The organism is Capilliphycus salinus ALCB114379, from assembly GCF_047276495.1.
In the GTDB taxonomy this organism is placed as follows: Bacteria; Cyanobacteriota; Cyanobacteriia; order Cyanobacteriales; family Microcoleaceae; genus Capilliphycus; species Capilliphycus salinus.
Map to the genome: position 1 here is coordinate 5,592,250 of NZ_CP178543.1, position 23,414 is coordinate 5,615,663.

General features: G+C 43.7%; 18 protein-coding genes. 9 read left to right on the forward strand and 9 right to left on the reverse strand.

Features of this window, described 5'->3' with window-relative positions; translation table 11 throughout:
- The first annotated feature begins 132 nt into the window (after positions 1-132).
- Entirely contained in the window at positions 133-834 is a 702-nt protein-coding gene (locus ACL6C3_RS22640) for a CADD family putative folate metabolism protein (RefSeq protein ID WP_413161344.1), read from the forward strand.
- A gap of 140 nt (positions 835-974) precedes the next feature.
- Here the strand turns inward: ACL6C3_RS22640 and psbA are convergent, their stop codons facing one another.
- Together psbA and ACL6C3_RS22650 are read right to left on the reverse strand one after the other, a co-directional pair.
- Positions 975-2,057 carry a photosystem II q(b) protein gene (gene psbA / locus ACL6C3_RS22645; RefSeq protein WP_413161345.1) on the reverse strand — a complete coding sequence of 361 codons (1,083 nt, stop codon included), beginning with the start codon at positions 2,055-2,057 and terminating at the stop codon, positions 975-977.
- A gap of 360 nt (positions 2,058-2,417) precedes the next feature.
- Positions 2,418-2,765, reverse strand: a complete 348-nt coding sequence (locus ACL6C3_RS22650) for a histidine triad nucleotide-binding protein (RefSeq protein WP_413161347.1) — start codon at positions 2,763-2,765, stop codon at positions 2,418-2,420.
- Between the two features lie 121 nt (positions 2,766-2,886).
- Here ACL6C3_RS22650 and ACL6C3_RS22655 point away from each other — a divergent pair, with 121 nt between their 5' ends.
- Positions 2,887-4,416, forward strand: a complete 1,530-nt coding sequence (locus ACL6C3_RS22655; RefSeq protein ID WP_413161349.1) for a YifB family Mg chelatase-like AAA ATPase — start codon at positions 2,887-2,889, stop codon at positions 4,414-4,416.
- A 179-nt stretch (positions 4,417-4,595) separates the two neighbouring features.
- Positions 4,596-5,936 carry a hypothetical protein gene (locus ACL6C3_RS22660; protein ID WP_413161350.1) on the forward strand — a complete coding sequence of 447 codons (1,341 nt, stop codon included), beginning with the start codon at positions 4,596-4,598 and terminating at the stop codon, positions 5,934-5,936.
- 104 nt (positions 5,937-6,040) lie between these two features.
- On the opposite strand, the gene ACL6C3_RS22665 is transcribed toward ACL6C3_RS22660, so the two are convergent.
- On the reverse strand, positions 6,041-7,513 hold the full coding sequence (locus ACL6C3_RS22665) for a hypothetical protein (RefSeq protein WP_413161352.1): 1,473 nt from the start codon (positions 7,511-7,513) through the stop codon (positions 6,041-6,043).
- 134 nt (positions 7,514-7,647) lie between these two features.
- Positions 7,648-8,448 (reverse strand): calcium-binding protein, encoded by an 801-nt coding sequence (locus ACL6C3_RS22670; RefSeq protein WP_413161354.1) that lies wholly within the window; start codon positions 8,446-8,448, stop codon positions 7,648-7,650.
- Between the two features lie 500 nt (positions 8,449-8,948).
- Between ACL6C3_RS22670 and ACL6C3_RS22675 the strand changes: the two genes are divergently transcribed.
- Positions 8,949-10,124: a calcium-binding protein gene (locus ACL6C3_RS22675; RefSeq protein ID WP_413161355.1), complete on the forward strand. Its 1,176-nt coding sequence runs from the start codon at positions 8,949-8,951 to the stop codon at positions 10,122-10,124.
- 107 nt (positions 10,125-10,231) lie between these two features.
- Here the strand turns inward: ACL6C3_RS22675 and ACL6C3_RS22680 are convergent, their stop codons facing one another.
- A complete protein-coding gene (locus ACL6C3_RS22680; protein WP_413161356.1) occupies positions 10,232-13,147 on the reverse strand; it encodes a BamA/TamA family outer membrane protein in 2,916 nt (971 codons plus the stop codon).
- 586 nt (positions 13,148-13,733) lie between these two features.
- On the opposite strand from ACL6C3_RS22680, the gene ACL6C3_RS22685 reads away from it, so the two are divergent.
- The 3 genes from ACL6C3_RS22685 to ACL6C3_RS22695 are packed head-to-tail and all read left to right on the forward strand — an operon-like array spanning position 13,734 to position 16,143.
- Complete coding sequence (locus tag ACL6C3_RS22685; protein WP_413161358.1) at positions 13,734-14,057, forward strand: hypothetical protein; 324 nt, start codon at positions 13,734-13,736, stop codon at positions 14,055-14,057.
- 57 nt (positions 14,058-14,114) lie between these two features.
- A complete protein-coding gene (locus ACL6C3_RS22690) occupies positions 14,115-14,909 on the forward strand; it encodes a hypothetical protein (protein WP_413161360.1) in 795 nt (264 codons plus the stop codon).
- A gap of 4 nt (positions 14,910-14,913) precedes the next feature.
- Positions 14,914-16,143: a DNA methyltransferase gene (locus ACL6C3_RS22695; RefSeq protein WP_413161361.1), complete on the forward strand. Its 1,230-nt coding sequence runs from the start codon at positions 14,914-14,916 to the stop codon at positions 16,141-16,143.
- Between the two features lie 11 nt (positions 16,144-16,154).
- Here ACL6C3_RS22695 and ACL6C3_RS22700 read toward each other — a convergent pair whose 3' ends face one another.
- The 4 genes from ACL6C3_RS22700 to ACL6C3_RS22715 all read right to left on the reverse strand — a co-directional run bounded on the left by ACL6C3_RS22700 (position 16,155) and on the right by ACL6C3_RS22715 (position 20,222).
- Positions 16,155-16,763 (reverse strand): hypothetical protein, encoded by a 609-nt coding sequence (locus ACL6C3_RS22700; protein ID WP_413161363.1) that lies wholly within the window; start codon positions 16,761-16,763, stop codon positions 16,155-16,157.
- A 20-nt stretch (positions 16,764-16,783) separates the two neighbouring features.
- Positions 16,784-17,518, reverse strand: a complete 735-nt coding sequence (gene purC / locus ACL6C3_RS22705; RefSeq protein WP_413161364.1) for a phosphoribosylaminoimidazolesuccinocarboxamide synthase — start codon at positions 17,516-17,518, stop codon at positions 16,784-16,786.
- Positions 17,519-17,603: 85 nt separating this feature from the next.
- Positions 17,604-19,658, reverse strand: coding sequence for a glycogen debranching protein GlgX (glgX, locus tag ACL6C3_RS22710; protein ID WP_413161365.1), 2,055 nt, complete (start codon positions 19,656-19,658; stop codon positions 17,604-17,606).
- A 165-nt stretch (positions 19,659-19,823) separates the two neighbouring features.
- A complete protein-coding gene (locus ACL6C3_RS22715) occupies positions 19,824-20,222 on the reverse strand; it encodes an NUDIX hydrolase (protein ID WP_413161367.1) in 399 nt (132 codons plus the stop codon).
- Positions 20,223-20,574: 352 nt separating this feature from the next.
- On the opposite strand from ACL6C3_RS22715, the gene ACL6C3_RS22720 reads away from it, so the two are divergent.
- Both ACL6C3_RS22720 and ACL6C3_RS22725 read left to right on the forward strand, forming a co-directional pair.
- Entirely contained in the window at positions 20,575-22,275 is a 1,701-nt protein-coding gene (locus ACL6C3_RS22720; protein ID WP_413161368.1) for a CHAT domain-containing protein, read from the forward strand.
- Positions 22,276-22,554: 279 nt separating this feature from the next.
- A complete protein-coding gene (locus tag ACL6C3_RS22725; protein WP_413161369.1) occupies positions 22,555-23,148 on the forward strand; it encodes a hypothetical protein in 594 nt (197 codons plus the stop codon).
- Positions 23,149-23,414 lie beyond the last annotated feature (266 nt).

Below are 23,414 nucleotides of genomic sequence, written 5' to 3' on the forward strand. Positions count from 1 at the left end.
TACCAAAGCGACTCCTGAGTTGCGATCGGGTGGAATCAGGTATAATATTGGGTTTGGGATGAAGGCGTACTCTTGACAAGAATCCAATTTATTATACAATTTTCTAGCATTAACCCATCACCGAGTGAATTTATGCTAGTCCAAGAAAAATCCATGACTGAGCAAGAGTTTTTAACTCAAATTGACGAGATTATTGACGCCCATCATCTACTCAAGCATCCTTTTTATCAACTCTGGAATGAAGGTAAATTAACCTTGGGAATGTTGCAAGAGTACGCGACAGAATATTATCTACAAGTTCATCACTTTCCGACCTACGTTAGCGCGACTCATGCCGCTTGTGATGACTTAGAAATTCGTCAGATGTTGCTCGAAAATTTAATCGAAGAAGAACGGGGTTCTGCCAATCATCCCGAACTTTGGTTACGCTTCGCGGAAGGACTCGGTGTGGACAGAAAAGCGGTTCTTGAACGCCAACATCTCGACAAAACTCAAGAGTCTGTTCGGATTTTAAAAGATTTGTCAAGATCGGAAAATGCGGTAAAAGGTTTGGCGGCTTTGTATGCTTATGAAGCTCAAATTCCTGAAGTTTCTACCACCAAAATTGCGGGACTCAATACCTATTATGGAATTGATTCTTCCGATGCGGTTGCCTTTTTTAAAGTCCATGAAAAAGCCGATGAAGTTCACAGCCAAATGACTCGCGAGGCTTTGGTTAAACTCTGTGCAACCGACGAACAAAAGCAGGCGGCTATTTCGGCGACAGAAGAAGCTGTTTTTGCGTTTAATTTGTTGTTAGATGGCATTTACGAACAATATTGTCAAGCGGCTTAATCCTCGTCAACGGGTAGAAGTTTCCAGTTTTGCTGAAAACGTCATCACGGCTTGCAAAGTTATGTAAAGTTGTGTAATAATAAAAACGCCCTCCCTAAGGAGAGCGTTGATTAACTAGCTATTCGGATGGAACACTGGCATTAGCCATTGATGGAAGGAGCCACGAGTGCAACCGACTCAGACTCACCAGAGGCTAAGTCTAACGGGAAGTTGTGAGCATTGCGCTCGTGCATTACTTCCATACCCAAGTTGGCACGGTTGATCACATCAGCCCAAGTATTGATCACGCGACCGCTAGAGTCGAGGACGGACTGGTTGAAGTTGAAACCGTTGAGGTTAAACGCCATAGTGGAAACCCCTAAAGCGGTAAACCAAATCCCAATTACAGGCCACGCACCCAAGAAGAAGTGCAGTGCGCGAGAGTTGTTAAACGAAGCATATTGGAAGATTAAACGGCCAAAGTAACCGTGAGCGGCTACGATGTTGTAAGTTTCTTCTTCTTGACCGAATTTATAACCGTAGTTTTGAGACTCGGTTTCGGTGGTTTCCCGAACTAAAGAAGAAGTCACCAAGCTTCCGTGCATCGCACTAAACAAAGCGCCTCCGAACACACCGGCAACGCCCAACATATGGAAGGGGTGCATGAGGATGTTGTGTTCAGCCTGGAATACGATCATAAAGTTGAACGTTCCAGAGATACCCAACGGCATACCATCAGAGAAGCTACCTTGTCCAATGGGATAGATCAAGAATACTGCGGTTGCAGCGGACAGCGGGGCTGAGTAAGCCACACAGATCCAAGGACGCATTCCCAGACGGTAGGATAATTCCCACTGACGCCCCATGTAGCAGCAAATGCCGATGAAGAAGTGGAAAATAATCAACTGGTAAGGGCCGCCGTTGTACAGCCACTCATCGAGAGATGCAGCTTCCCAAATGGGGTAGAAGTGCAAACCGATAGCGTTAGAAGACGGAACAACAGCACCGGAGATGATATTGTTACCGTACAACAAAGAACCCGCTACAGGTTCGCGAATTCCGTCAATGTCCACCGGGGGAGCAGCTACAAATGCGATAATGTAGCAGATGGTCGCGGTCAGCAAAGTCGGGATCATCAGAACACCGAACCAACCTACATAAATGCGGTTGTCGGTAGAGGTGATCCAGTTGCAGAACCGATCCCACAGATTGGCGTTTTCGCCCTGTCTGATTGTTGTGGTCATGCTTGAATAATTGCTAAATTCAGTTTTCAAGGTTCGTTTGGTAGCGAATCAGCTACCTTGAAACTGATTGTATCAGGTCAACACACAGATTAGACTTTTGTAAAGCATTTTTGATAAAACTTTGTTTTGCTTAACATAAGCCACCCTTATTTAAAGTATAGCGCTTTGGGTAGGCAAAAGGCGCTCTTGCAAAAGGCAAGAGGCAAGAGGGGAAAGGGGAAAGGGGAAAGGGGAAAGGGGAATAGGCGCTTCTAGCAATAGGCAAGAGGGGAAAGGGGAAAGGGGAAAGGGGACAGGGAACAGTGATCAGTGGGATGGAACTCTTCACTGGTCACTGGTTACTGATCACTGGTTAGTGTTTTAACCGGGTGGCCACTGCATTTGACGGCCGCCCATAATGTGAATGTGAAGGTGAAAAACGGTTTGGCCGCCATCTGGCCCGTTGTTGATGACCACGCGGAAACCGTTGTCTAAACCCGCTTCTTGGGCAATTTGTTTTACTTTTAACAATAAATGTCCCATCAAAGCGTGGTCTTCTGGCGTGGCATCCGCTAACTTAGGAATAGGCTTTTTTGGAATCAGAATAATATGGACAGGTGCTTGGGGTGCAATGTCCCTAAAAGCTAAAACCAACTCATCCTCGTAAACAATATCAGCCGAAATTTCACGACGGATGATTTTACCAAATATTGTATCTTGATCGCTCATAGGTCTGATTTCGTCTTTCTTCAACTCTTGCATCTAACAGACAACAAAAAGCGTTTATATTTTTCGCTTGAGTTGCTCTATCAATCATACATTAACACCATTATTATCCATTCAAATTATCATGTTAGCCAGAGTTTGGAGTGCATCGGTTGTTGGAATTGATGCAGTTAAAGTTGGAGTCGAAGTAGACATCTCGGGAGGACTGCCAAAAATCGTGGTTTTAGGCTTACCCGATACCGCCGTCCAAGAATCTCGGGAACGGGTCAAAGCCACGCTAAAAAATGCCGGATATGCCTTTCCGATGCGAAGTATTGTGATTAATCTAACTCCGGCTGATTTGCGAAAAGAAGGGCCGAGTTTTGATTTACCCATTAGTATTGGAATTTTAGCCGCTTCCGAACAAGTTAACCCCAATTTGTTGGGGGATTTTTTATTTTTAGGTGAAGTGTCTCTCGATGGAAGTTTGCGGGCGGTTTCCGGGGTTTTGCCGATTGCGGCGGCGGCTTCACAGATGGAAATTACCGGGTTAGTTTTGCCGGAAGATAACGCTTTAGAAGCGGCAATTGTTGATAATATTTCGGTTTACGGATTTAAAACGATTTTTGAAGTTGCAGACTTTTTAGAACGTCCCGACGCTTACAAACCGGTTAAATTAGACCGAACTCAAGTGTTATCTCAAACCGAAAAAATTACCCTAGATTTAAAAGATGTTAAAGGACAAACTCACGCCAGACGCGCCTTAGAAATTGCCGCAACGGGCGGACATAATCTGATTTTTGTCGGTCCTCCGGGGAGCGGAAAAACGATGCTCGCCCGACGTTTGCCGGGGATTTTACCCGCTTTAACTTTTGAAGAAGCTTTAGAAGTAACCCGGATTCATTCTGTTGCTGGATTGTTAAAAAATCGGGGAAGTTTAATCTGTGATCGCCCCTTTCGCAGCCCCCATCATTCGGCATCGGGTCCGTCTTTAGTGGGCGGGGGAAGTTTTCCGAAACCGGGGGAAATTTCCCTCGCGACGAATGGGATATTATTCTTAGATGAATTAACCGAATTTAAGCGGAATGTATTGGAGTATTTGCGCCAACCTTTAGAAGATGGATTTGTAACGGTGACTCGCACCCGTCAATCTGTTGTTTTTCCGGCTAAATTTACTTTGATTGCTAGTACCAATCCCTGTCCGTGCGGGTATTATGGCGATCCAATTCAACCTTGTACCTGTTCGCCCCGACAGCGTGAACAATACTGGGCAAAACTCTCGGGACCGTTAATGGATCGGATTGATTTGCAGGTGGCGGTCAATCGTTTAAAGCCGGAAGAAATCACCCAAAAATCGACCGGAGAAGACTCCCAAACGGTTAGAAAACGAGTCAAAATGGGGCGAAATATTGCTCAAGTTCGGTTTCAAAATGAAGCTGAAATTCAGTGTAATGCCCAGATGCAAAGTCGTCACATTCAAATATGGTGTAAACTTGATGATTCTTGTCGTCAGCTTCTCGAAGGTGCGATTCGGAAATTGGGACTTTCGGCCCGGGCCAGCGATCGCATTTTAAAAGTGGCGCGTACCATTGCGGACTTATCCGGCGCCGATGATATTCAAGCCAACCATTTAGCCGAAGCTATTCAGTATCGGACGTTGGATCGAATGCAATAGATGTGAGGTTCAAAAAAACATCGTCCAACTCGTGAATTTACGGAGATTTGCGAGTTGGTGAATACATCCAATGTTTTTAAAGTTCCGTAATTTAAACCTTATCTATTCAGGCTGAAAAACTTAAGATAGTGCCAGGAGTCTTAAATCTATCCCAGTTGATGGACAACTGAGGCAGAATTATGAAAAGAAAAATTGATACAATTGTCAACGGATTCATTCCCCCTCTAGCGGAAAACCGCCCCGTTACCCCCCAAAACCTCAACGATGGAGGGGCGACAATGTTAGAAGCGGGTGGGGGTTTGATGAAGAAAAGCGCTCGTCGAGTGAGTCAAAATCTTCAAACCATTGCTTTTGCGTTTGAATATTTGCAAGAGATTGGGTTTAGTCTTAACGCCGGACTCAAAGCATCTCAACCGAGTCGGGATAAAGTTCCCGCAAATCGAATGAAAAAATCTCCAGATATTTATTTAGAAAAAGTAGGAGAAATTATTGCGAATATTCAAGCCAAAGCCGGTGCGGGAAAATCTATTCAAAACCCGGTAAAACCAGAGATTTATTCAAAAGAAAATCCTTCTGAAAATTATCATCTTTCCGGTGCAACGATTATTATCGATATTGATGGGATTAAAAGCTTACCCATCCGTCAAGATTTTGCCGAGTGGGTGGCTGAAAATCCTTACTTGGCGGCAAACGTGATGTCTGTGGCGGCAACGGTCGGAGAAGTGAACGGTGCGGGTTTAGAAGGTGAAGCTATTAATAATATTATCAATATTTTGTCTAAATCAATTAAAAAAATTGGGGCCGATTGTCGCTCAGAAAAAGAATTAGAAGAAGCGGAATTATCTAAAATCTTAAAAGTGGTTTTAGCGGACTTAAAAACGGGTTATTTGCGAGAATTATCGATTAAACTGATTAAAAAACTGATGGATGGGAGCGCTTTTTCTGCCTTGGGATTTACCGTCGGTATTGAAGTGATACCCACTTTAATCAAAGTGTTGAAAGACGAAATAACTCTCGACGAAGCGATCGCAAAAGTCGGGCTAAGAATGTTAACTGCTGCGGTGATTACAACGGTTGTGATGTTAATTCCAACGGTGGGAAGATCGTTACTCAGTCAAACAGTCATCAAGGCAATTTGGGAAGAAATTTCTCCAGAGTGGAAAACTTTTTTGGTGAAAAAAGGTACTGATATTGGGTCTGCGATCGCGACAGGAAAGGCGGTAATTGCTATTTCTGAAGTGGGGATTATTGAACAACAAGTTTGGCAAAATCTCAGCGCAGAAAAACGCCAAGCCGTGATAGAGAAAATGAAACAATCAACTCCCGAACAAGTAAAAATAGCCTACAACATGACCTTAGAAAAAGCCGCAGAAGCCTTTGATATTGCTTCGGGATGGTTTGGGGAAAGAACATCAGAACTCGCTCAATCCGTTGAAAGTGCAACCCCGATGAAACTTCAAACCAAATTAAAAGAAATCTTAGACAATCATCAAAAAAGAGTTGTCTATAAAGTTGCTTAAAATCCTGAAAAATTCAGAAGTTCTGGGGGCGAAAAGTCACCTGTTACCGAGTTTTCGCCCCGACCGACTGAACCCAGAACCCTCAAAACTGAAGATTTCAATTATTATGTTTGATTAGTCTTACGCTTGAAAGCAGAGACGAAGCCAAACACAGCAAAAATAACAATGCTTGAGGTTGAAGCAGGTTCTGGAACCGATTTAATGGATGAATTACTCATCTCAGTTAATCGATAAAAATCTCCAGTCGTTTCTAGCAAAACACCCGCAGTTCCATCAGAAAAGTTGAAGAAACGTGGGTCAGCCCGTCCGCCCGCCAACTCAAATAAGGATGTTTGATTTAACATCGAATCGAAAAGATTGACCCGAAAAACCGGAACATTCTTCTCTGTTAGTGATGCAGTTGTTGCAAATACTTCACTCCTGGAGAGATCTCCAAAGAGTGAAGAAATCAGATCAAAAGATAATGAACTCACTACAGGACCAGTAGCAGCAGCAAAGCTTGCCCCTTCTCGTCCAAATTGGGCGAATGGTTGTAGAAAACCCGATTCAGGCTCGGGAGCATTTGCAACAGCCATCGGCCCGGCGAGATCGAGAGCAACACCTGAGCCGATGTAGAAAGTACCTTCACGGGCTAACCCATCAGAATTGCGTCCCCAACCAAAATTCTCAATTTCGTCTGTATTGTACAAGTCCAACAAAGAGACAAAGTTAACTTCCTCAGCAGTAAAGCTGCCGATATCAGCAAAGCCAAGTAAATGGGGTTCATCTGACATCGAATCAACAATTTGGAAGTGCTGGACATTCCTCACACCTTTGGCGGCCACCTGAAACGATCCGTTGTCAGGATTGACAATCAGAATTTTGCTCAGGTGAGAGTTATCATCTTGTGGGGCGAATCTCCCATCCAAACCAAAGGGAAGCGCATCTCCAGTGGCAAACAACAAACGACCGTCAGGCAATACTTCCAATGCTCCCCCAATGTGACCGCCGATGATTTGGGTTTCAAAGGCGGCGATCGCTTTCGGGTTCAAAAGCTTCTCTCCGTCAAAATTGTATTCGTACATCACCTGGAAATGTGACGGCATGAGCCGATACACATCAGGTACAGGCCCATCAGGTGTTTCCCCAGAAAGCGGGTCTGGGAGGGTGTATGTAGAATTTTGGCCGACTAATTCGGGTGGGACTGTAGAGGAGGTATAGACGACAAAAACTTTGTTACCTGCGGCATTAGCAGCGACGTTGAGAATTGATTGTCGATTATCGAGTGTTAGTCCTGCGGGTGCATCATTAATTTGAAGAACCTCAGAGACGCTATTGTTATCGAAGCGGTAAATAGCATCGTTCTGATCCAGCAAAAATAACTGATCTCCGACGGGTACTGGCGATCCTAAATTGGGAGCATCCCCAAAGAAACCAGGCCCAAGCACAAATGGCATCGTGCCGACATAATCGATTTTAACGTTTAATTGTGAGTCACGAACCGGGTTCGGAGCGAATTCCTGACCGATGGCTGCCGTACCTGAAACTAAAAAAGTACCCGCAATAGCTAACGCATTCGGAAGAAATCTTTTGAGCATAGGAAAGCTTAGAATTTATAACAAACATTTCAATTTTGTTTGATTGTTGCTCACTCCCTATTTCTGTGTCAATAATAATTAGTCAACTTCATCGAATCTTCATATATGATTGAACAATTACTGCTAAATAATCCCTAGAGTACCTTATTTATATCAATAAAATCCTCTGCTGAAATCAGGTCAACAGTCAGCCCGGTTCCATTGCCATTGAGAACGCTTAGAACTTCCCCTGAATTTGCCAAACGAATAACGATATCGATAGGCTCGTTTGACCAGAAAGATCCTAGCGCATCCGCATCGGCTGCATCTTCTCCCACTTGAGCGATCGCCAAATCTTCAAACGAGACACCCACCGGAAGTATCAAACGATCAACACCATCCTCAAAGTCAGTAATTAGATCAAACTGACCAGTAATTTCTAGAGCAAAAAAGTCCTGTGCCTGGTCGGGTGAAAAACCGAATGGGTCGTTTCCTGTCAAAATGTCAAACCCGGAGCCGCCTGTTAAAGTATCGCTTCCGGTTCCGGCGGTCAAGCCATCATCTCCTATGTCTCCCCAGAGGCGATCATTACCATTCTCGCTTTCAATCCGATCATCTCCCTGACCTCCATAAAGCCAGTTTTCATCACCTTCTGCACCACCCCTATCACGAATAATGTCGCCATCCATTCCGCCCAATAGGGTATCACTTCCGGCTTCACCATCCAATCTTTCTGAACCCAGTTCCCCAAATATCAAATCATTACCGGGGCCGCCTGCAATGCGCTCCTCTCCCTGACCCCCATAAAGGGTGCTATCTCCATCTCCACCTGTAAATACATCGTCTCCAGCATTACCAAAGACTACGGCCCCCGATCCGGAAATATAAAAGCTATCTCCATCCTCTAGACCAAAGATGGTCTTTGCCCCGTCATCAGTCACTACGATTTGATCCAATAGTGGTGTACCAATGAAAATCCCCGACCCTCTTAGCTCTACAGACCTTCCGAATCCTGGCGTTCCATCCGGGGTTATGCTTATTGACCCTCCACCCGGTAAAGGAACTTGAATCTGTCCTGCCGCTATTGGGATGACTTCTAACATTTATTTTTCCATAAGTAAACTCATCAAAGAATAGTTTAACTCAGTTTAGCTGCACATAAAATAAGCGATCGCGTCTTAAACTTGCCTTTACAAAAATCACTGAATACCCTATATATAGCGTTTTGATAATTCAACTAAACTTGATATATTTGAGATAAAACTTAGCATTTTTTTGTTTATTTGTCAACTGCCTAAAGAACAGTTTAATCCAGTTTAGTTACACCAAGAATAAGTAATAAAGCCTTAACCTTAATATTAAAAAAACTTTCTTTAGATGTATTGCCATTGTGATTTTTGCTGTTATACTTTTGCTTGTATAAATTCAGCCAGGCCATTTCAAGGAGAAAACAACAATGGCGATTTATAACGGTACATCTGGCCCCGATAATTATTCGGGCACATCTGGAGCGGACAGTATCTTAGGTTTCGCCGGAAACGATTTTCTGTCGGGCAATGGAGGCAATGACACCATCAATGGTGGGATGGGTGCTGACAGTTTATTTGGTAACGCAGGGTTTGATTTCATTTTTGGCGATAATGACAACGACCGAATTGACGGTGGTTCAGAAGCCGATGATTTGTTCGGTAACGCCAACAATGATCTTTTATTTGGCAATACTGGAAACGATGAAATGTACGGTGGCTCCGGGTTCGACACTGTTCAAGGTGGTGATCAAGATGATCTGTTGTTTGGAGACAACGATAATGATCGTGTCGAGGGTGGTAATGGCAATGACACCCTAACAGGTGGCTCCGGTAATGATTATCTAGCTGGAAATGCAGGAAATGACTTTTATACTGGTAACTCCGGGGCAGATACCTTTTTTGTTCAGGCCGCAGAGCTTGGACAAATTGGAGATCGGAACTCCGGTGAGGGAGATCAGGTCATATTTGACGGCCCTCCACCACCATCACCTGCTTCTGCTAGCACTAGCTCTTTTGCATTAAGCAGTAGTGAGACAACATCACAAGAGGAGCCATACATCATTGAATTCGCCCGACAAGGAGATGACCTGTTGTTCAGAACCTCCTGGTGGGAAGAAGGTGAATATGATGTCATGCAAAATGCTGGTGGCGACATCGACAACATTCCGTTGCTACTAAAGTCTATAGGCTCTTTTATCAGTGCAACTCCAATTGAGCAAGCTCCTGACCCAGTTGAATCGCCAGAGCCAGAGGTAGATATTCTGACTGGTCTTTTAGAGGGAAGGGCGTTTTTCCAGGAACAACTGGATAACTACGTTCCCGGCGAGAGTGCCTTCACCGAGCAACTGCTCATAGAGATGATCGCAGAGATGGATGCTCGAATCTCTGGGGACAGTGCCTTTATCCCTGTTGAGGAAGTTGAACCAGATTTCTCTCTGATTACAGAACAAGTGTTTTTAATGGAAGCTCCTGCCTCTCCTGCTTTTGCAACACTTTCTGGTTTCAGTGATTCAGCCTTGGCTGACGCTGCAACAGCTAATCTTGACTTACCAGAAGGTAGCAAGGTCTTTTTCGTTCCATCGGGATACTTTGATTTTGTTTGACACTGCTTTATAAAACTGATATGAAGTCCAATTCGGAGCCGATTTTTCACCCGGCCCTTATACTCCAAAAACCCGGTTTCTTATGAGTTACCGGGTTTTTATGAATCTTAGAAACGTTCACCCACCCCGAAGTGAATGCGTCCGTCGCCTTCATCACTGATACCGTAGTCAATCCGAATTGGGCCTAAAGGAGATTGAATTCTCAAACCCGCACCGACGCCCAAACCGCTACCGGGTTTACCCCGAATTCCGCCAGGGTTTCCAGGAACGGTACTCTGAGTCCCCAAAGCGCTCGCCCCATCAATAAATATCGCCCCTCCAACCAGGAAATTACTCACGGCGAATACCGGGAAGCGGTACTCAATAGAGGCTAAAACAAAGCTTCTGGCGGCACCTAAATGACCCTCACGCCAACCTCGGACCGTATTTGCACCCCCCAACGCAAACGCTTCGTAGGGCGGAAAATCTCCGATCAGGGTTCCCGCTTGGAAGTTGAACGCTATGGTTTGAGGGCTATCGGGAACTAACTCGATAAAACTCACCGGCAGGTAGTAACTGTAAGTGGCCCGGAGACGATTGTAAGAAATGCTACCCGAACCGATGGGAATCGCCTGTTCGGTACCGAGTCGAAACGCATAACCCGAAGTCGGAAATTGGGTATTGTTCCGGCGATCGCGGGCGATTCCAAATTGTACCGTAAACAGATCGTCCTCACCGTCATCGTTTTCACTGAGGAGTTTTCCGGCGTCATCCCGAGGCGTTATGTCCCCGTCTGCATCCCTAATTTCAACACGCTGATATTGAACGCCCAACGAAGCCACCCAGTCGGGAGTGCTAAACACATCTTCGGCGAAGGGACGAGTAAAGGTAATTCCGCCACCGGTACGCACCACCCGAGGGCGATCGCCGTTGGGAAGTCGAACGTTATCATCCTCGTCATCTTGTTCAAAAATCACGGAAATGGCTTGACGTCGGAAAATATTGGCGGTGTAGGAGGTCCGGTAAGGATCGCCTCCTATCCAAGGATCGGTAAAGCTAATATCGAGTAAAACAATTCGTTCACCGAGTTGAACTTCCGCTCCCAGACGTTGATTTCGTCCGTTGATATTGAGTTCTTGATAACTGACGGTACCAAACAAACCGGTCGCGGAACTGACCCCACCCCCGAGGACGAGAGAACCGGTACTTCGTTCAACGATGTTAACAACCATCACCGCTTTTCGGGGATCTTCGTCTGCGGGTTCGAGTTGAAGCCGTACATCTTCAAAAATTCCCAAACCAAAGACGCGAGATAAGTCCCGTTGAGCGGTTCTTTGGTTAAAAACATCTCCCGGTTCTAACTCAATTTCCCGGAGAATAATATAGTCTTGAGTTTTCCCTTCGATGGGGTTTCCTTCTTCGTCTGTTTGTTCTCCTTCACTGCTTAAAAATCTTACCCGAATATCTTCGATTTCCCCTTCGGCTACTACCAGTGTTACTGTTCCATCCGGACTCACTTCGGGTGCTTCTATGACTTGAGCTAATACATAACCATTCTCTTGATACCAACTATTAATTTCTTGAATGGCTTCTTCGATTTCATTGAGGTTAATAATTTCGTTAAATTGACCGGCGAAGCTTTCTTCTACAACTTCTGGCGGTAACACACTATCGCCTTCGATTATAACGGCTTCTAAGGGCGGGTTCGGTTCGACTTCAAAGGTAATTCTTACACCCAATGGCGTATCTTCTGGAAGCGCTCGAACGTTTCTAAAAAAGCCTAACGCAAATATGGCGTTAATGTCTTGTTGGAGTTGGGAACGAGTTGTTGTTTGTCCGGGTACTGTTGATATTGCATCATAAACTCTTTCTATCAACACCTCACTTTCGGTTCCTTCGATAACAACTTCAGCCACCAAAACTTGAGGTTCCGGTTGCGCGTTTTGTGAGGGGGTTTGTCTGGGAGTTGGTGGCGGTGGAACAGGTATTTGAGGTTGAGGAACTGGCGGAGGTGGTTGGGGTATGTTGTTGTTTTCTGGTTCTATTTCTGGTTCTATTTCTGGTTCTATTTCCGGTTGGGGTTCTATTTCTGGGGTGGTTTGAGCGAGTTCAATGGGTTGGGGTTCTAATGGTTCTCCTAATTGACTGGATTGGCTTTCTGTTGAGTTTGCAATTGCTTCTATTCTTGATTCAAATAAGATGGGTTCTGTTTGTTCGCTTTCGATTTTATAAAGGGTAATTTCTGAGTTGGTTTCAAGTTCGGGTTTTGACTTCGTTAAAGCAAAGTCTTCCGACGGTTCAACGAATTCGGGTTTAATTTCTTCTAATTTATTCAGAGCTATTTCATCTGAAAACTCCTCAGACTTTGACTTATTTAAAGCTAAGTCTTCCGACGGTTCAACCCACTCCGGTTTAATTTCCTCTAATTTATTCAGAGCTATTTCATCTGAAAACTCCTCAGACTTTGACTTATTTAAAGCTAAGTCTTGGGAAGGTTCAACCCACTCCGGTTTAATTTCCTCTAATTTATTCAGAGCTATTTCATCTGAAAACTCCTCAGACTTTGACTTATTTAAAGCTAAGTCTTCCGACGGTTCAACCCACTCCGGTTTAACTTCTTCTAATTTATTCAGAGCCAATTCCTGAGACAATTCCTCGGGTTTTGACTTGTTGGATAAAGCCAAGTCTTGGGAAGGTTCAACCCACTCCGGTTTGATTTCTTCTAATTTATTGAGAGCCAATTCCTGAGATAATTCCTCGGGTTTTGACTTGTTAGATAAAGCCAAGTCTTCCGACGGTTCTACCCACTCCGGTTTAACTTCTTCTAATTTATTGAGAGCTATTTCATCTGAAAATTCCTCGGGTTTTAACTTATTTAAAGCCAACTCTTGATAAGATTGTAAAGGAAGAACAGTAGAATCAAATAGAACGGAGTTTAAATCTTTAGAATCCAAAGAAAACAGTTGAAGCTGAACCCAGTCAGACTGATTAAAAGAAACCGGAAAAAGAGACAGAGAATTTGGCTTAACCTTGTTCAAGACCATATTTTCCGAAATCTCTTGTCCAAAAAAAAGTGATCCGGGTTTGTTCACCTCAACTTTGTTTAAAGAAATCTCAAAAGAAGTCTGTAGCGTAGAATTGAAAGAACTCAAGAACCTATTCTCACAAAAGGTTATCTCCCCTTCAGTCTCGCTGAAACCCAAAACAGGAGAAAAATCAGCCAAAGTTTCAGACTGCGGTAACAGCCAATCTAAATGTAAATCATAGGATGTATTTAACGGTTCAGAAGAACTGGAAAAACAAACAGGAGATGTTTGGCCATTTGCAGAATTAGAAAGCCCCACAGTTGCAGTAAGCCCAAAAACTGCAACGAAAACAGGAGATAAGCGCATGTTGTTCACACTTTTGGACATCCACACACCGGAAAATCACTCTTTGGTCATCCGTCACGGGTCAGCAGCACGGACACAAACTCCGTACCCTGACGCCCGACATTTGACAAACTGTGAAATTTTACCATTATGTGGGCGCCCAAAAATTGGGAATTCCCAAACAGTTACCTCCAAACCGTGATAGCACAGTCGGTTCAGCGACTTTATCTTCTCTTAAAATTTATCAAAACCCTCGCCGTTGTCACGGTTTTGGGGCGATAGAGCTTCCAGCCCTCCCCCAAATGGCCCTTGGAGGACACCGCCAGGACATCAACTGAGCGATTTCTCACCTCTACCTATTACTACCCCATCTCGCCTCGCTCTGGCCGTTACTGACGAACAGTTTGTTGAGTTGGCTTTGTCCAGTTCGCGATCGCCAACCGGAAGTGATACAGTAAATCTGAAATCTGGTATTTTCGGACTGTTTTGGGTTTGGAAGCGTCAAACTCAACAAACATTAGTATTTCTAACAGCTTTTCCCAGTCGTCAAGAAATGACTCGTTATCTGGCGGAGATTTATTAAAAATTTGTGTTTAAAAGCATCTTATAATAAGTAAGCTGAAATAATCAATGAGCAACTGTGGCGGACGACGAGCTATATCTCAATAAATTTCTTAATCCTCTGAATGTCTGTAAACGATATCAGCCTAAATTGGGTCAAGGGAATAAACAGCAGGGATTAAATCTAACCCAGTTTCTATCACTTTATGGAGCCGATCCCTTTTACTCATGGATTGGTCTTGACTCCGATTTAATGTATGCGGCTCACAAAGCTGCGGGTGGTATGACTTCAATTTATCGTCAGATTGGTAGAGGATGTGAAAACTTATTTAGGCAAATCTTAATAGACTCTACAGGTTATGAAGATCTAAAATATTCTACCTGGTCTTATACAACAAAGACAAAAGCAAATAAAGATAAAGTGTTAACATTAGATGGTCGATTGGAACTTGCAGCCATTCAAAATTCAGATATTAAAGCAAAAGTTACTCAATGGATAGTCGATTATAGTCGTTTTCTAAATGTTCCGGTTCCAGCAAATGGAGCAGTCTTTGAGGTTCGCCAGGGATACAAAAGCAAAGATAGCAAGAGACAAAATGCGGATATAGATAATGTTGCTGTTGCTTGGGCTAATGGGTATTTACCTGTTTTTGCAATATTCTCCTCTCAAATTGATGCGGATTTAGTATTGCGTTATCGAAATAGTCGAGGCGGAGTAATTATTGGAAATGTTTCCGGTAGTAGTACGACCTCTCTTTTCGTTTTTTGTAAAGAGGTTTTAGATTATGATTTGGCAGATTTTTTTCAGAGAAACTCTGAATTAATTAAAAAAGAAATGTTGACCACACTAGAAATCTTATTAAGTGCAAAGTAAATTGATGTCACCTATTCCCAACCAACGAGCAGATTATACTTTCAAATATAACCGTAGTTATGGGCGACATGGATGGCTGCGCCTGACCCCCGCTTATAGCGTGAAACTGGTTGAAAAACTATTAATTAGTGCGGAGGAAAACTTAATTATTCTCGATCCGTTTTCGGGAACAGCGACAACTCCACTGGTGGCTGCTGAAAACGCATATCAAGCTTATAGTTTTGACATCAATCCCTTTCTAGTTTGGTTGGGAAATCTTAAATGTAAAAATTATTCCCAAGAGCAAATCATAGAGATTCGTCACGGTGTTAATCATGCTCTTGTAAAATTTCAATCCTCTCTGGGAGAAGAACATTGGATACCGAATATCTTTAATATTGAACGCTGGTGGTCTAGTCAAAGTTTAAAAATTCTTTCAGCACTAAGACAGAGTTTAGTTCAACAATTTGGCGAACCTAAAGACAGTGAAGATTTTGGAATTGTTTGGATTGCATTTTGTCGGCTAATTATTGAGACTTCCTCGGCAGCATTTAATCACGTTTCAATGTCATTTAACAATCAAGTTACTCATTTTGAGGTTGATAAAATAGAACAACTTTTTATTAACATCCTTGATTTTCTCTTGAAATCAACTTCAAAACCGATTCGAGGTAGTGCGAAGATCATTAAAGCAGATTCTCGTTGTATAATTAATCTAAATGGAGTAAAAGTAGATCGGGTCATTACTTCACCACCTTATCCAAATCGAATTAGTTATATTCGTGAACTCCGCCCTTATATGTACTGGACTAAATTTTTAAATGAAGCAAAAGAAGCGGGTGAAATCGATTGGATGGCAATTGGTGGAACTTGGGGAATTGCAACCAGTAGACTAAAATATTGGCAGATAGATGAAGTTAATTTACTACCTGAAGCGGTTTATAATGCGGTAGAAAACATCAGTCAATCTGAGGGTAAAAATGCCTATGTTTTATCAATTTATGTGTTAAAATACTTTTATGATATGCACCTACATTTAAGATCGCTTCGACATCTTCTCAAGGATGGTGCTAAGATTGATTATATCGTCGGAAATTCGACCTTCTTTGGTAATAGAGTTGATACGGCTAGTTTACTTGCTGAGTCGATGAAAATGCTAGGCTATAAAAAAATTAGCTTTGAAATTATTAGAAAACGAAATTCTAAAAAGGAATTATACGAGTATTGTCTCTCTGCAACTTGGGAAGAAGCTTAATATTTCTCTCATCAATCAATAAACTGAGAAACACCATGAACTAAAATTCCCATAATTTTTGTTAAATCTCGCAAATAATACTCAACTAAATCAATACTAATCACCTGTTGATTTAGCTTGAGAAACTTCCAAATATTACCCGAAGTCACCACACCATAAATACTTTGAATTTGATTTCCTTCTCGTTCGTTAAACAGTTGGGCGGCGATCATTTCAGCAATACATTGACCCAAACCACTGTTAATATTTTCTTTCTTGGCTTCTACCAACGTCACCACAGGGGAACGCAGAAACAAAAACTCTCGCTCTCGACTAATAATAAAATCGCAAGTTCCGTTTAAACCCAATTCGGGAGCGACATTAAATTCCGTTCCCGAAAATAAGCTGATTTGGTCTTGCAATTGTCGTCTGAGTTCGAGTAAAATGGGAGCAATAATCAACTCAGAACGGGCTTTTTCTGTGCTAATTGCCAGAGCGAGAGGAACATTGTATTCTAAAGTTTGGAGTAGAAAAGAACTACATTCAACTTCGGGAATCTCTACAAACAAGTTAACCTGTTCCGATAGGGTTAAGTTAAATGTTTTGACGACTCGATCTAGGGTAAATTCACTGTAAGACATCGCTCCCAGGTTTTGATTTTTTAACCGTTTTGAGTTTGGGCTAAAACCCGTTCTAGAACTTGTTGATAAGCCGACTCAACGTTTCCTAAATCGTGGCGGAATCTATCTTTATCCATTACCCTTAAATTGGGGTCGGTTTCGCCTTTATTCCACAAACGACAGGTGTCGGGGCTAATTTCATCGGCGAGTACCAATTTACCATCTGATGTGTAACCAAATTCCAGTTTAAAGTCTACTAACGTAATCCCACATTGATCGAAAAACTCCGACAAAACTTGATTAATTTTCAGCGATAATGCTTTAATTTCCTCGAGTTGTTCGGGCGTGGCTAACTTTAACAATAATAAGCGATCGCGTGTCAATAACGGGTCGCCCAATTCATCATTTTTGTAGCAATATTCAACCAAAGTGGGTTCTAAAACTGTTCCGACTGCTATTCCGGTTTGTTTGCACAAACTCCCCGCAGCAATATTGCGAACAATCACCTCTATCGGGACAATTTTAACCCGTTTTACTCTCATTTCATTAGCGGTGGGAGTATCAATAAAATGGGTGGGAACGCCCGACGCTTCTAACCGTTGAAACAGGTGAGTTGAGATGATATTGTTAATTTCACCTTTCCCTTGAATTGTCCCCCGTTTTTGAGCGTTAAAAGCGGTTGCATCATCTTTAAAATGAGCCAGTAGAATTTCCGGATCGTCTGTGGTGTAGACGATTTTTGCTTTACCTTCGTAGAGTTTTTGAGCAGCAGACATAGATATAAATGAAGTCTAACGAATTTTTGACGGTTGAAATTAGAGTTGAAGTTTGCCTATTCTACCCGAACAGACAAACCCTTTCTTATTTTGCCATTAAAACGACCGATGAACGCGGATTGGCTCGATAACGACGGGCTTTAACCGGAGGAGCGACTTTCACATCATAAAGATCGTGCGGCGCCGCCAGTCCAGTATCAATAATTCTGTGCCAATATTGTCCGGTAGGCAAGTGAGGTAACTCAAAATTTAAGGCTTCCCAATAGGCATTCAAGATAATGTGGAGATATTCTCCGGTATCGGGATGACGCAAACTAAAGGCTAAATAACGAGAATCTTCTTCCCAGTCGGGTTCATCTAAACGGAGTCCATGCCAAGTAATATAGGGTAAATGTTCGCCTTCGGCTTGCAAAATTGTTTTAATGCGGAACATATGCCGTTCTTGAGTAAAGCGAATAATTCCCTTCATAAAACGCAGGGTATCCGCTTGTTTTCCAATTGCACTCCAATCAAACCAACTCAGTTCATTATCTTGACAATAGGCGTTATTATTTCCGTACTGGGTGCGTCGAACTTCATCGCCCATTAACAGCATCGGCGTGCCTTGAGAGACAAACAAAATGGTTAGAAAGTTCTTGATTTGTTGCAGGCGTAAAGCTTCAATTGCCGGATTATCGGTTAACCCTTCTTCTCCACAATTCCAACTAATATTGTAATTGCATCCATCCCGATTATCTTCGCCGTTGGCTTCATTATGTTTGTCGTTATAAGACACTAAATCATTGAGGGTAAATCCATCGTGGCAGGTGATAAAATTAATACTACAATGGGGTTCGCGATCAGGCAGGGGATAAATATCCGGGCTTCCCATAATTCTCGCGGCAAGCTGTTGAACTTTCCCCGGATCGCTTTTGACAAAACTGCGAATATCATCCCGATATTTTCCGTTCCATTCGGTAAAGCGATCGCCGGCAAAAGACCCAACTTGATACAATCCTCCCGCATCCCAAGCTTCTGCAATTAGTTTCGTTCCCGCCAAAACCGGATCGGATTTAATAATCCATAAAATCGGCGCATCATCTATGGGATAACCGTTTTTATCCCGAGAAAAAATCGACGCCAAATCAAATCGAAACCCATCAACGTGCATTTCGGCTACCCAATACCGCAAGCAATCTACAATCAGTTGACCGGCGATTTCATAGTTGGCTTTAACGGTATTTCCGCAGCCACTATAGTTACTATAATACTGCTCATCTTCCTCTAAAATATAGTATAACGCATTATCTAACCCTCGAAAAGATAGCGTCGGGCCGTTGTGATTTCCTTCGGCAGTATGGTTAAAAACCACATCTAAAATGACTTCTAATCCCGCTTTATGAAACGCTTTGACCATATCTTTAAATTCTTCGACGGGACCGAGCGGATCGCGACGGGAACTGTAAGCCCGATGGGGTGCAAAAAAACCAACGGTACTGTAACCCCAATAGTTTTTTAAAGGTAAAACAGCATCCTGTTCATCAAATTGGTGAATGGGCATTAATTCAACCGCAGTAATTCCCAAATCTTTGAGATAGGGAATTTTTTCCACTAAACCCGCATAAGTCCCTCGTTTTTCTGGGGGTAAACCCGAACTGGGATGGCGGGTAAAACCGCCGACATGAAGCTCATAAATAATCGTTTCTGAGTAGGGAATTCTCAGGGGTACATCTCCTTCCCAGTCGTAAGTTTTCGGATCAACTACGACACATTTAAACGCTTCAGCACAATTATTTCCGGGTTTTGATGCGGCACCCCGACTATAATTTTCATCATTAACAATAGCTTTGGCGTAGGGGTCAACTAACACTTTATCCGGGTCAAAACGATATCCGGCTTCGGGATAATGCAAGCCATCGGCTCGATATCCATAAATTTGTCCGGCTTTCATTCCCGGAATAAAAGCGTGCCAATAATAAAAGGTTCGATTTCGTTGAGGATCGAGGGTAATAACTGTAGAAGGTTGAGCCGCATCGGGAGTATCAAATAAGAGTAATTCTAAAGATTTACAGGTTTTAGAAAATACACAAAAATTGACCCCATCCGGGTAAACCGTTGCACCCAGAGGATAGCTGATACCGCGTAAAACCTTAATACTCATGTCGTAGACTCCTTGATGGATAATAGGTCGAGAGGATTTAACCGCAAGCCGTGCAACAATACTATTATAAAATCATCGATACAAATTAATGACACCCAATTTTTTGATCAATATTTGATTAACCCGGCGAACTCCCAACCCAATTCGATTTGAGATGGGGGAAGATCATTTCAACCTAGTCCCGAAAAAATCTTCTATAATTTTATTACATTCAAAGGCGAGTTGGGTTTTCTGGATCTGAGAACGACTAAAGTAAGCCAAGCGTTGTCCCTCATTGAGTTGTACGAAATTCAGATCTAAATTGATCGGTTTCCAAAAGATATACTCATCGCAATCGGGCCACTCATATTTTCTAAACAGGTAGACTTCCTCTAGATCAACTTCTATTTCTTCTAACATTTCTCGGTGGATTGCCGTTTGGGGAGATTCTCCCTCCTCCAAAAATCCCCCTAACAAATTCCAAGTATTCGGAAAGGGAATTGAAGGCTTTTGATCTCGCAAAACCAGCAGAACTTGTTGCAGGTCGTTGAGTAGAATGATGACACAACCAATCGGCTTTTTCATCTAAAAATTGCGGTTGAGACCCACGCCATAAGACAATTGGCGATGGTCCGAATATCGCTCCGTAAGGTGTACAATAAATAAAGACCGAAACGCGAAAACCGCGCCCAGTAGGTTCAGCACCTTGAAAACTAGAGTTAGGGGGTTCCAGCCAGGAAAGCGAGGGAAGGGTAAGACGGGAACATAACTAACACCAGGCGCGTGGTGTACGCAGATCTGAATGAAGCAGAAACCGCGCGCCGTGAGGCTAGGAATCCTGCGCCAAAAACGAATTTGTTGGCGCGTCAGGAGGATGTCAAGTTAAACTAACAAAGAAATTCACTTAACCTCTCAACTGAACATTGGTTTAAACTGAATGTCGCGTTCTGACAGTCCCTGCCTCAGTCTGGCAATTGCTCGCTTAAGCACCAGTGAAGTCAACCACTTTGCAACCTGGGTCGTGCAGTCGCCCTATCCTAGCGGATATGTTCACCACGACTGCCTGTGGCCGGAGAGCCTTTCTCAAGCCTGGCAAGCTTGGCTAGAAATGTTTTCTCCCCAAAGTTTAGCGCAGATCAAGCCCCTTTCCTCCTCTCAACCGATTATTCCCCCCGCATCCGCCAGCGAGTCCGGCAGACAGCTAAGTTACAGCAGCCGTCTGATGCAACATTTGGGCATCCAACTCTGGCAGTGGCTATTCCAAGGGGCGATACAAAGCAGTTTGCATCGCAGTCAGGGCATAGCCATCGGTCAAGATCTGCCCCTGCGAGTTCGGCTGGACATACGAGAACCGGACTTAATCCCTCTCCCCTGGGAAATTATGCAGCCTCAAGCGGGTCAACCGGCGATTTCCCTGAGCCAACAACTGTTATTCAGTCGGACAACCAGTGATGTTAATCCTTTACCACAATTTCAAAGCGCTCAGTTGTTAAATATATTACTGGTGTTGGGTCAGCCGGAAGCGGATTCCAAAAATAACTCCAGTTCACAACCGCAACAAAAATCAGCCCAAATTCAACAATTACAACTCGAACAAGAAGCCCAACAACTCAGCAAAGTCTTTACCAGTAACTCTTCTACCTCAGAAGACCAATACCCCGATACAAACGTCCCCTGTCGCGTTACCACCCTAATACAACCGAGCGTTTCCCAACTGATCGCCCAACTGGAAACCGGAGAACATAACGTTTTATTTTACGGCGGCCACTGCATTCCCGCCCCCGATGGCGGCCTGTTATTCTTGCAGCCGGATGTCACCCTCAACGGCACCGAACTCGCCCAAGTCCTGGTTCGCTGCGGCGTGGTGATGGCGGTGTTTAACGCCTGTTGGGGCGCCCATCCGGCGATCAATATCACCCCCGACCCGGAAAGTTCCGTTTTCCAAGCTATCCCCAGCAGCAGTTTAGCCAAAGTGTTAATTCATCACGGGGTGCCGGCGGTTTTGGGGATGCGCGACTCGATCACCGATCAAGAGGCGCTCAGTTTTATTCAAGCCTTTGCGAGCGCCCTGGTTGCCCGCAAACCCATCGATCACGCGGTGGCGATCGCCAGACAACATCTGTTAACCCTGTATAAATTTAATCAACCCGCCTGGACGCTTCCGGTATTGTATATGCACCCGGAATTTAGCGGAGAATTAATCCAACCGGCCGAAGAAATTAGAACCGAACTGCCGGCCAATTCTCAAACCTGGTTGGGATATGTCTCCCCGAGAGCGTGGCTGCGTTTGCCAGGAAATTTAGAGAATTCTTCGGGATCGGCGCCTCAACTGTGGGCGATCGAAGCCGGAAGCGTGCGGGTGGGGCGGGGAGAAGACAATGATATTGTCATTTCCGAACAGTGGGTATCGAGTAAACACGCAGAAATTTTTTGTCGCAATGGTAACGATGATAACCCCCAACCGACCTTTTTTCTGCGAGACTTTTCTCGGTACGGTACCCTAGTTTCGGCAGAAAGCGGGTGGCAACGGGTTCATCATCAAGAAGTGGTCTTAAAATCAGGAACACAGCTAAAATTTGGCAGTTCCCAAGGTCAGGCGCTTGAATTTGTGATCGATCCCGCTTCACCGTCAATCTAACTCAAGTCGAGTTACGGAATGGATGAAAATGTTATTGTAGCTAGGGAAGTCAGAGCGTAAATCGTAGCCATTCTTCTGTTGAGTCTGGCAGACACAGATGGATTTCCAGTTCATCGACGCTAGAAAACCTGCTGAATGCTCTTTTAGGCTCTCAATCTTCTCTTGACGAAAGTGGGGTGAATTTGAGACAGTAAATTCGTTAAGATCTACACTTCTCAAGCCCCCCATCTATTCCCAAATTTTTAGAGACTTTCATCTGAACATCAAGGAAACGGACTCATGAATAACTCATCCTCTTCTCTCAAAATTCAAGCCGAGTTAGACTTGTTAGATGCCCTATTAGAAGAAGAACAACCCATAGCTTGGTATCCCTCAGCCTGGGAGTCTGAAGCCGATCTCAAAGAACTTGACGAACAACTCGCCCTCTGTGATTGTTTAACAGACGAAGATGTACACCAAAGACTCCAAAGCCTGCTGACTCAAGTTGAAGATTTATGGTCGGTGACGACTTTACAAAAATCTCTAGTTGAGAAATTTGCTGAGTTTGTTCCTCAAGATCTTTTACAACGCCTTGCTAAACGCGCCATTGGCCTCAGCGAAAAGATACGAGATTATCATTACAGTTTGGCCGAACAATTGGTACACTGTACTCAAGAAATTTTACCCCATTGGCAAGAAGAAGACCTGCAAGTTTTAGCCCGTCCTTTTGCTTATGCCATGCGGGGCGGCGAAAGTGAACCCCTAGATACAACTCTCAATCAGACGCCCACAAAACCCTGGAACCAACTTTCGGAAATAGAACAAGCTAGAATGGGTTTGGCGATCGCCCGCTATGCGTTGTCAGAACTAGAGCAACATCCTCAACACTCTTAAGAAGTCTTTCTATCTGCCGACAGAACAATCTTTAAAGCCGATCAAGCATTCCGTATCCTCAAACTTTTCTGCTCATGTGAGCGAACTCTGACTTGATCAATCATTGACAAAAGTTTCAGTTCCCTCGATGAACGCCAGTCTTTTTAACCTCAGTCTTACTCCTCAACCGCAATGCTTGGACGTCTTTGAGAAACTTTTCTGACCCCAGTTCAATCTATTATTGAGTTTCGGATCGCGATCGAAGAATTCCTGACACCTAACCAAAA

Bases quoted from the DNA above. Each gene is read 5' to 3' on its own strand.
- ACL6C3_RS22640 (WP_413161344.1), top strand. From the start codon at position 133: ATGCTAGTCCAAGAAAAATCCATGACTGAGCAAGAGTTTTTAACTCAA.
- psbA (WP_413161345.1), bottom strand. From the start codon at position 2,057: ATGACCACAACAATCAGACAGGGCGAAAACGCCAATCTGTGGGATCGG.
- ACL6C3_RS22650 (WP_413161347.1), bottom strand. From the start codon at position 2,765: ATGAGCGATCAAGATACAATATTTGGTAAAATCATCCGTCGTGAAATT.
- ACL6C3_RS22655 (WP_413161349.1), top strand. From the start codon at position 2,887: ATGTTAGCCAGAGTTTGGAGTGCATCGGTTGTTGGAATTGATGCAGTT.
- ACL6C3_RS22660 (WP_413161350.1), top strand. From the start codon at position 4,596: ATGAAAAGAAAAATTGATACAATTGTCAACGGATTCATTCCCCCTCTA.
- ACL6C3_RS22665 (WP_413161352.1), bottom strand. From the start codon at position 7,513: ATGCTCAAAAGATTTCTTCCGAATGCGTTAGCTATTGCGGGTACTTTT.
- ACL6C3_RS22675 (WP_413161355.1), top strand. From the start codon at position 8,949: ATGGCGATTTATAACGGTACATCTGGCCCCGATAATTATTCGGGCACA.
- ACL6C3_RS22680 (WP_413161356.1), bottom strand. From the start codon at position 13,147: ATGGTCTTGAACAAGGTTAAGCCAAATTCTCTGTCTCTTTTTCCGGTT.
- ACL6C3_RS22695 (WP_413161361.1), top strand. From the start codon at position 14,914: ATGTCACCTATTCCCAACCAACGAGCAGATTATACTTTCAAATATAAC.
- ACL6C3_RS22700 (WP_413161363.1), bottom strand. From the start codon at position 16,763: ATGTCTTACAGTGAATTTACCCTAGATCGAGTCGTCAAAACATTTAAC.
- purC (WP_413161364.1), bottom strand. From the start codon at position 17,518: ATGTCTGCTGCTCAAAAACTCTACGAAGGTAAAGCAAAAATCGTCTAC.
- glgX (WP_413161365.1), bottom strand. From the start codon at position 19,658: ATGAGTATTAAGGTTTTACGCGGTATCAGCTATCCTCTGGGTGCAACG.
- ACL6C3_RS22715 (WP_413161367.1), bottom strand. From the start codon at position 20,222: ATGAAAAAGCCGATTGGTTGTGTCATCATTCTACTCAACGACCTGCAA.
- ACL6C3_RS22720 (WP_413161368.1), top strand. From the start codon at position 20,575: ATGTCGCGTTCTGACAGTCCCTGCCTCAGTCTGGCAATTGCTCGCTTA.
- ACL6C3_RS22725 (WP_413161369.1), top strand. From the start codon at position 22,555: ATGAATAACTCATCCTCTTCTCTCAAAATTCAAGCCGAGTTAGACTTG.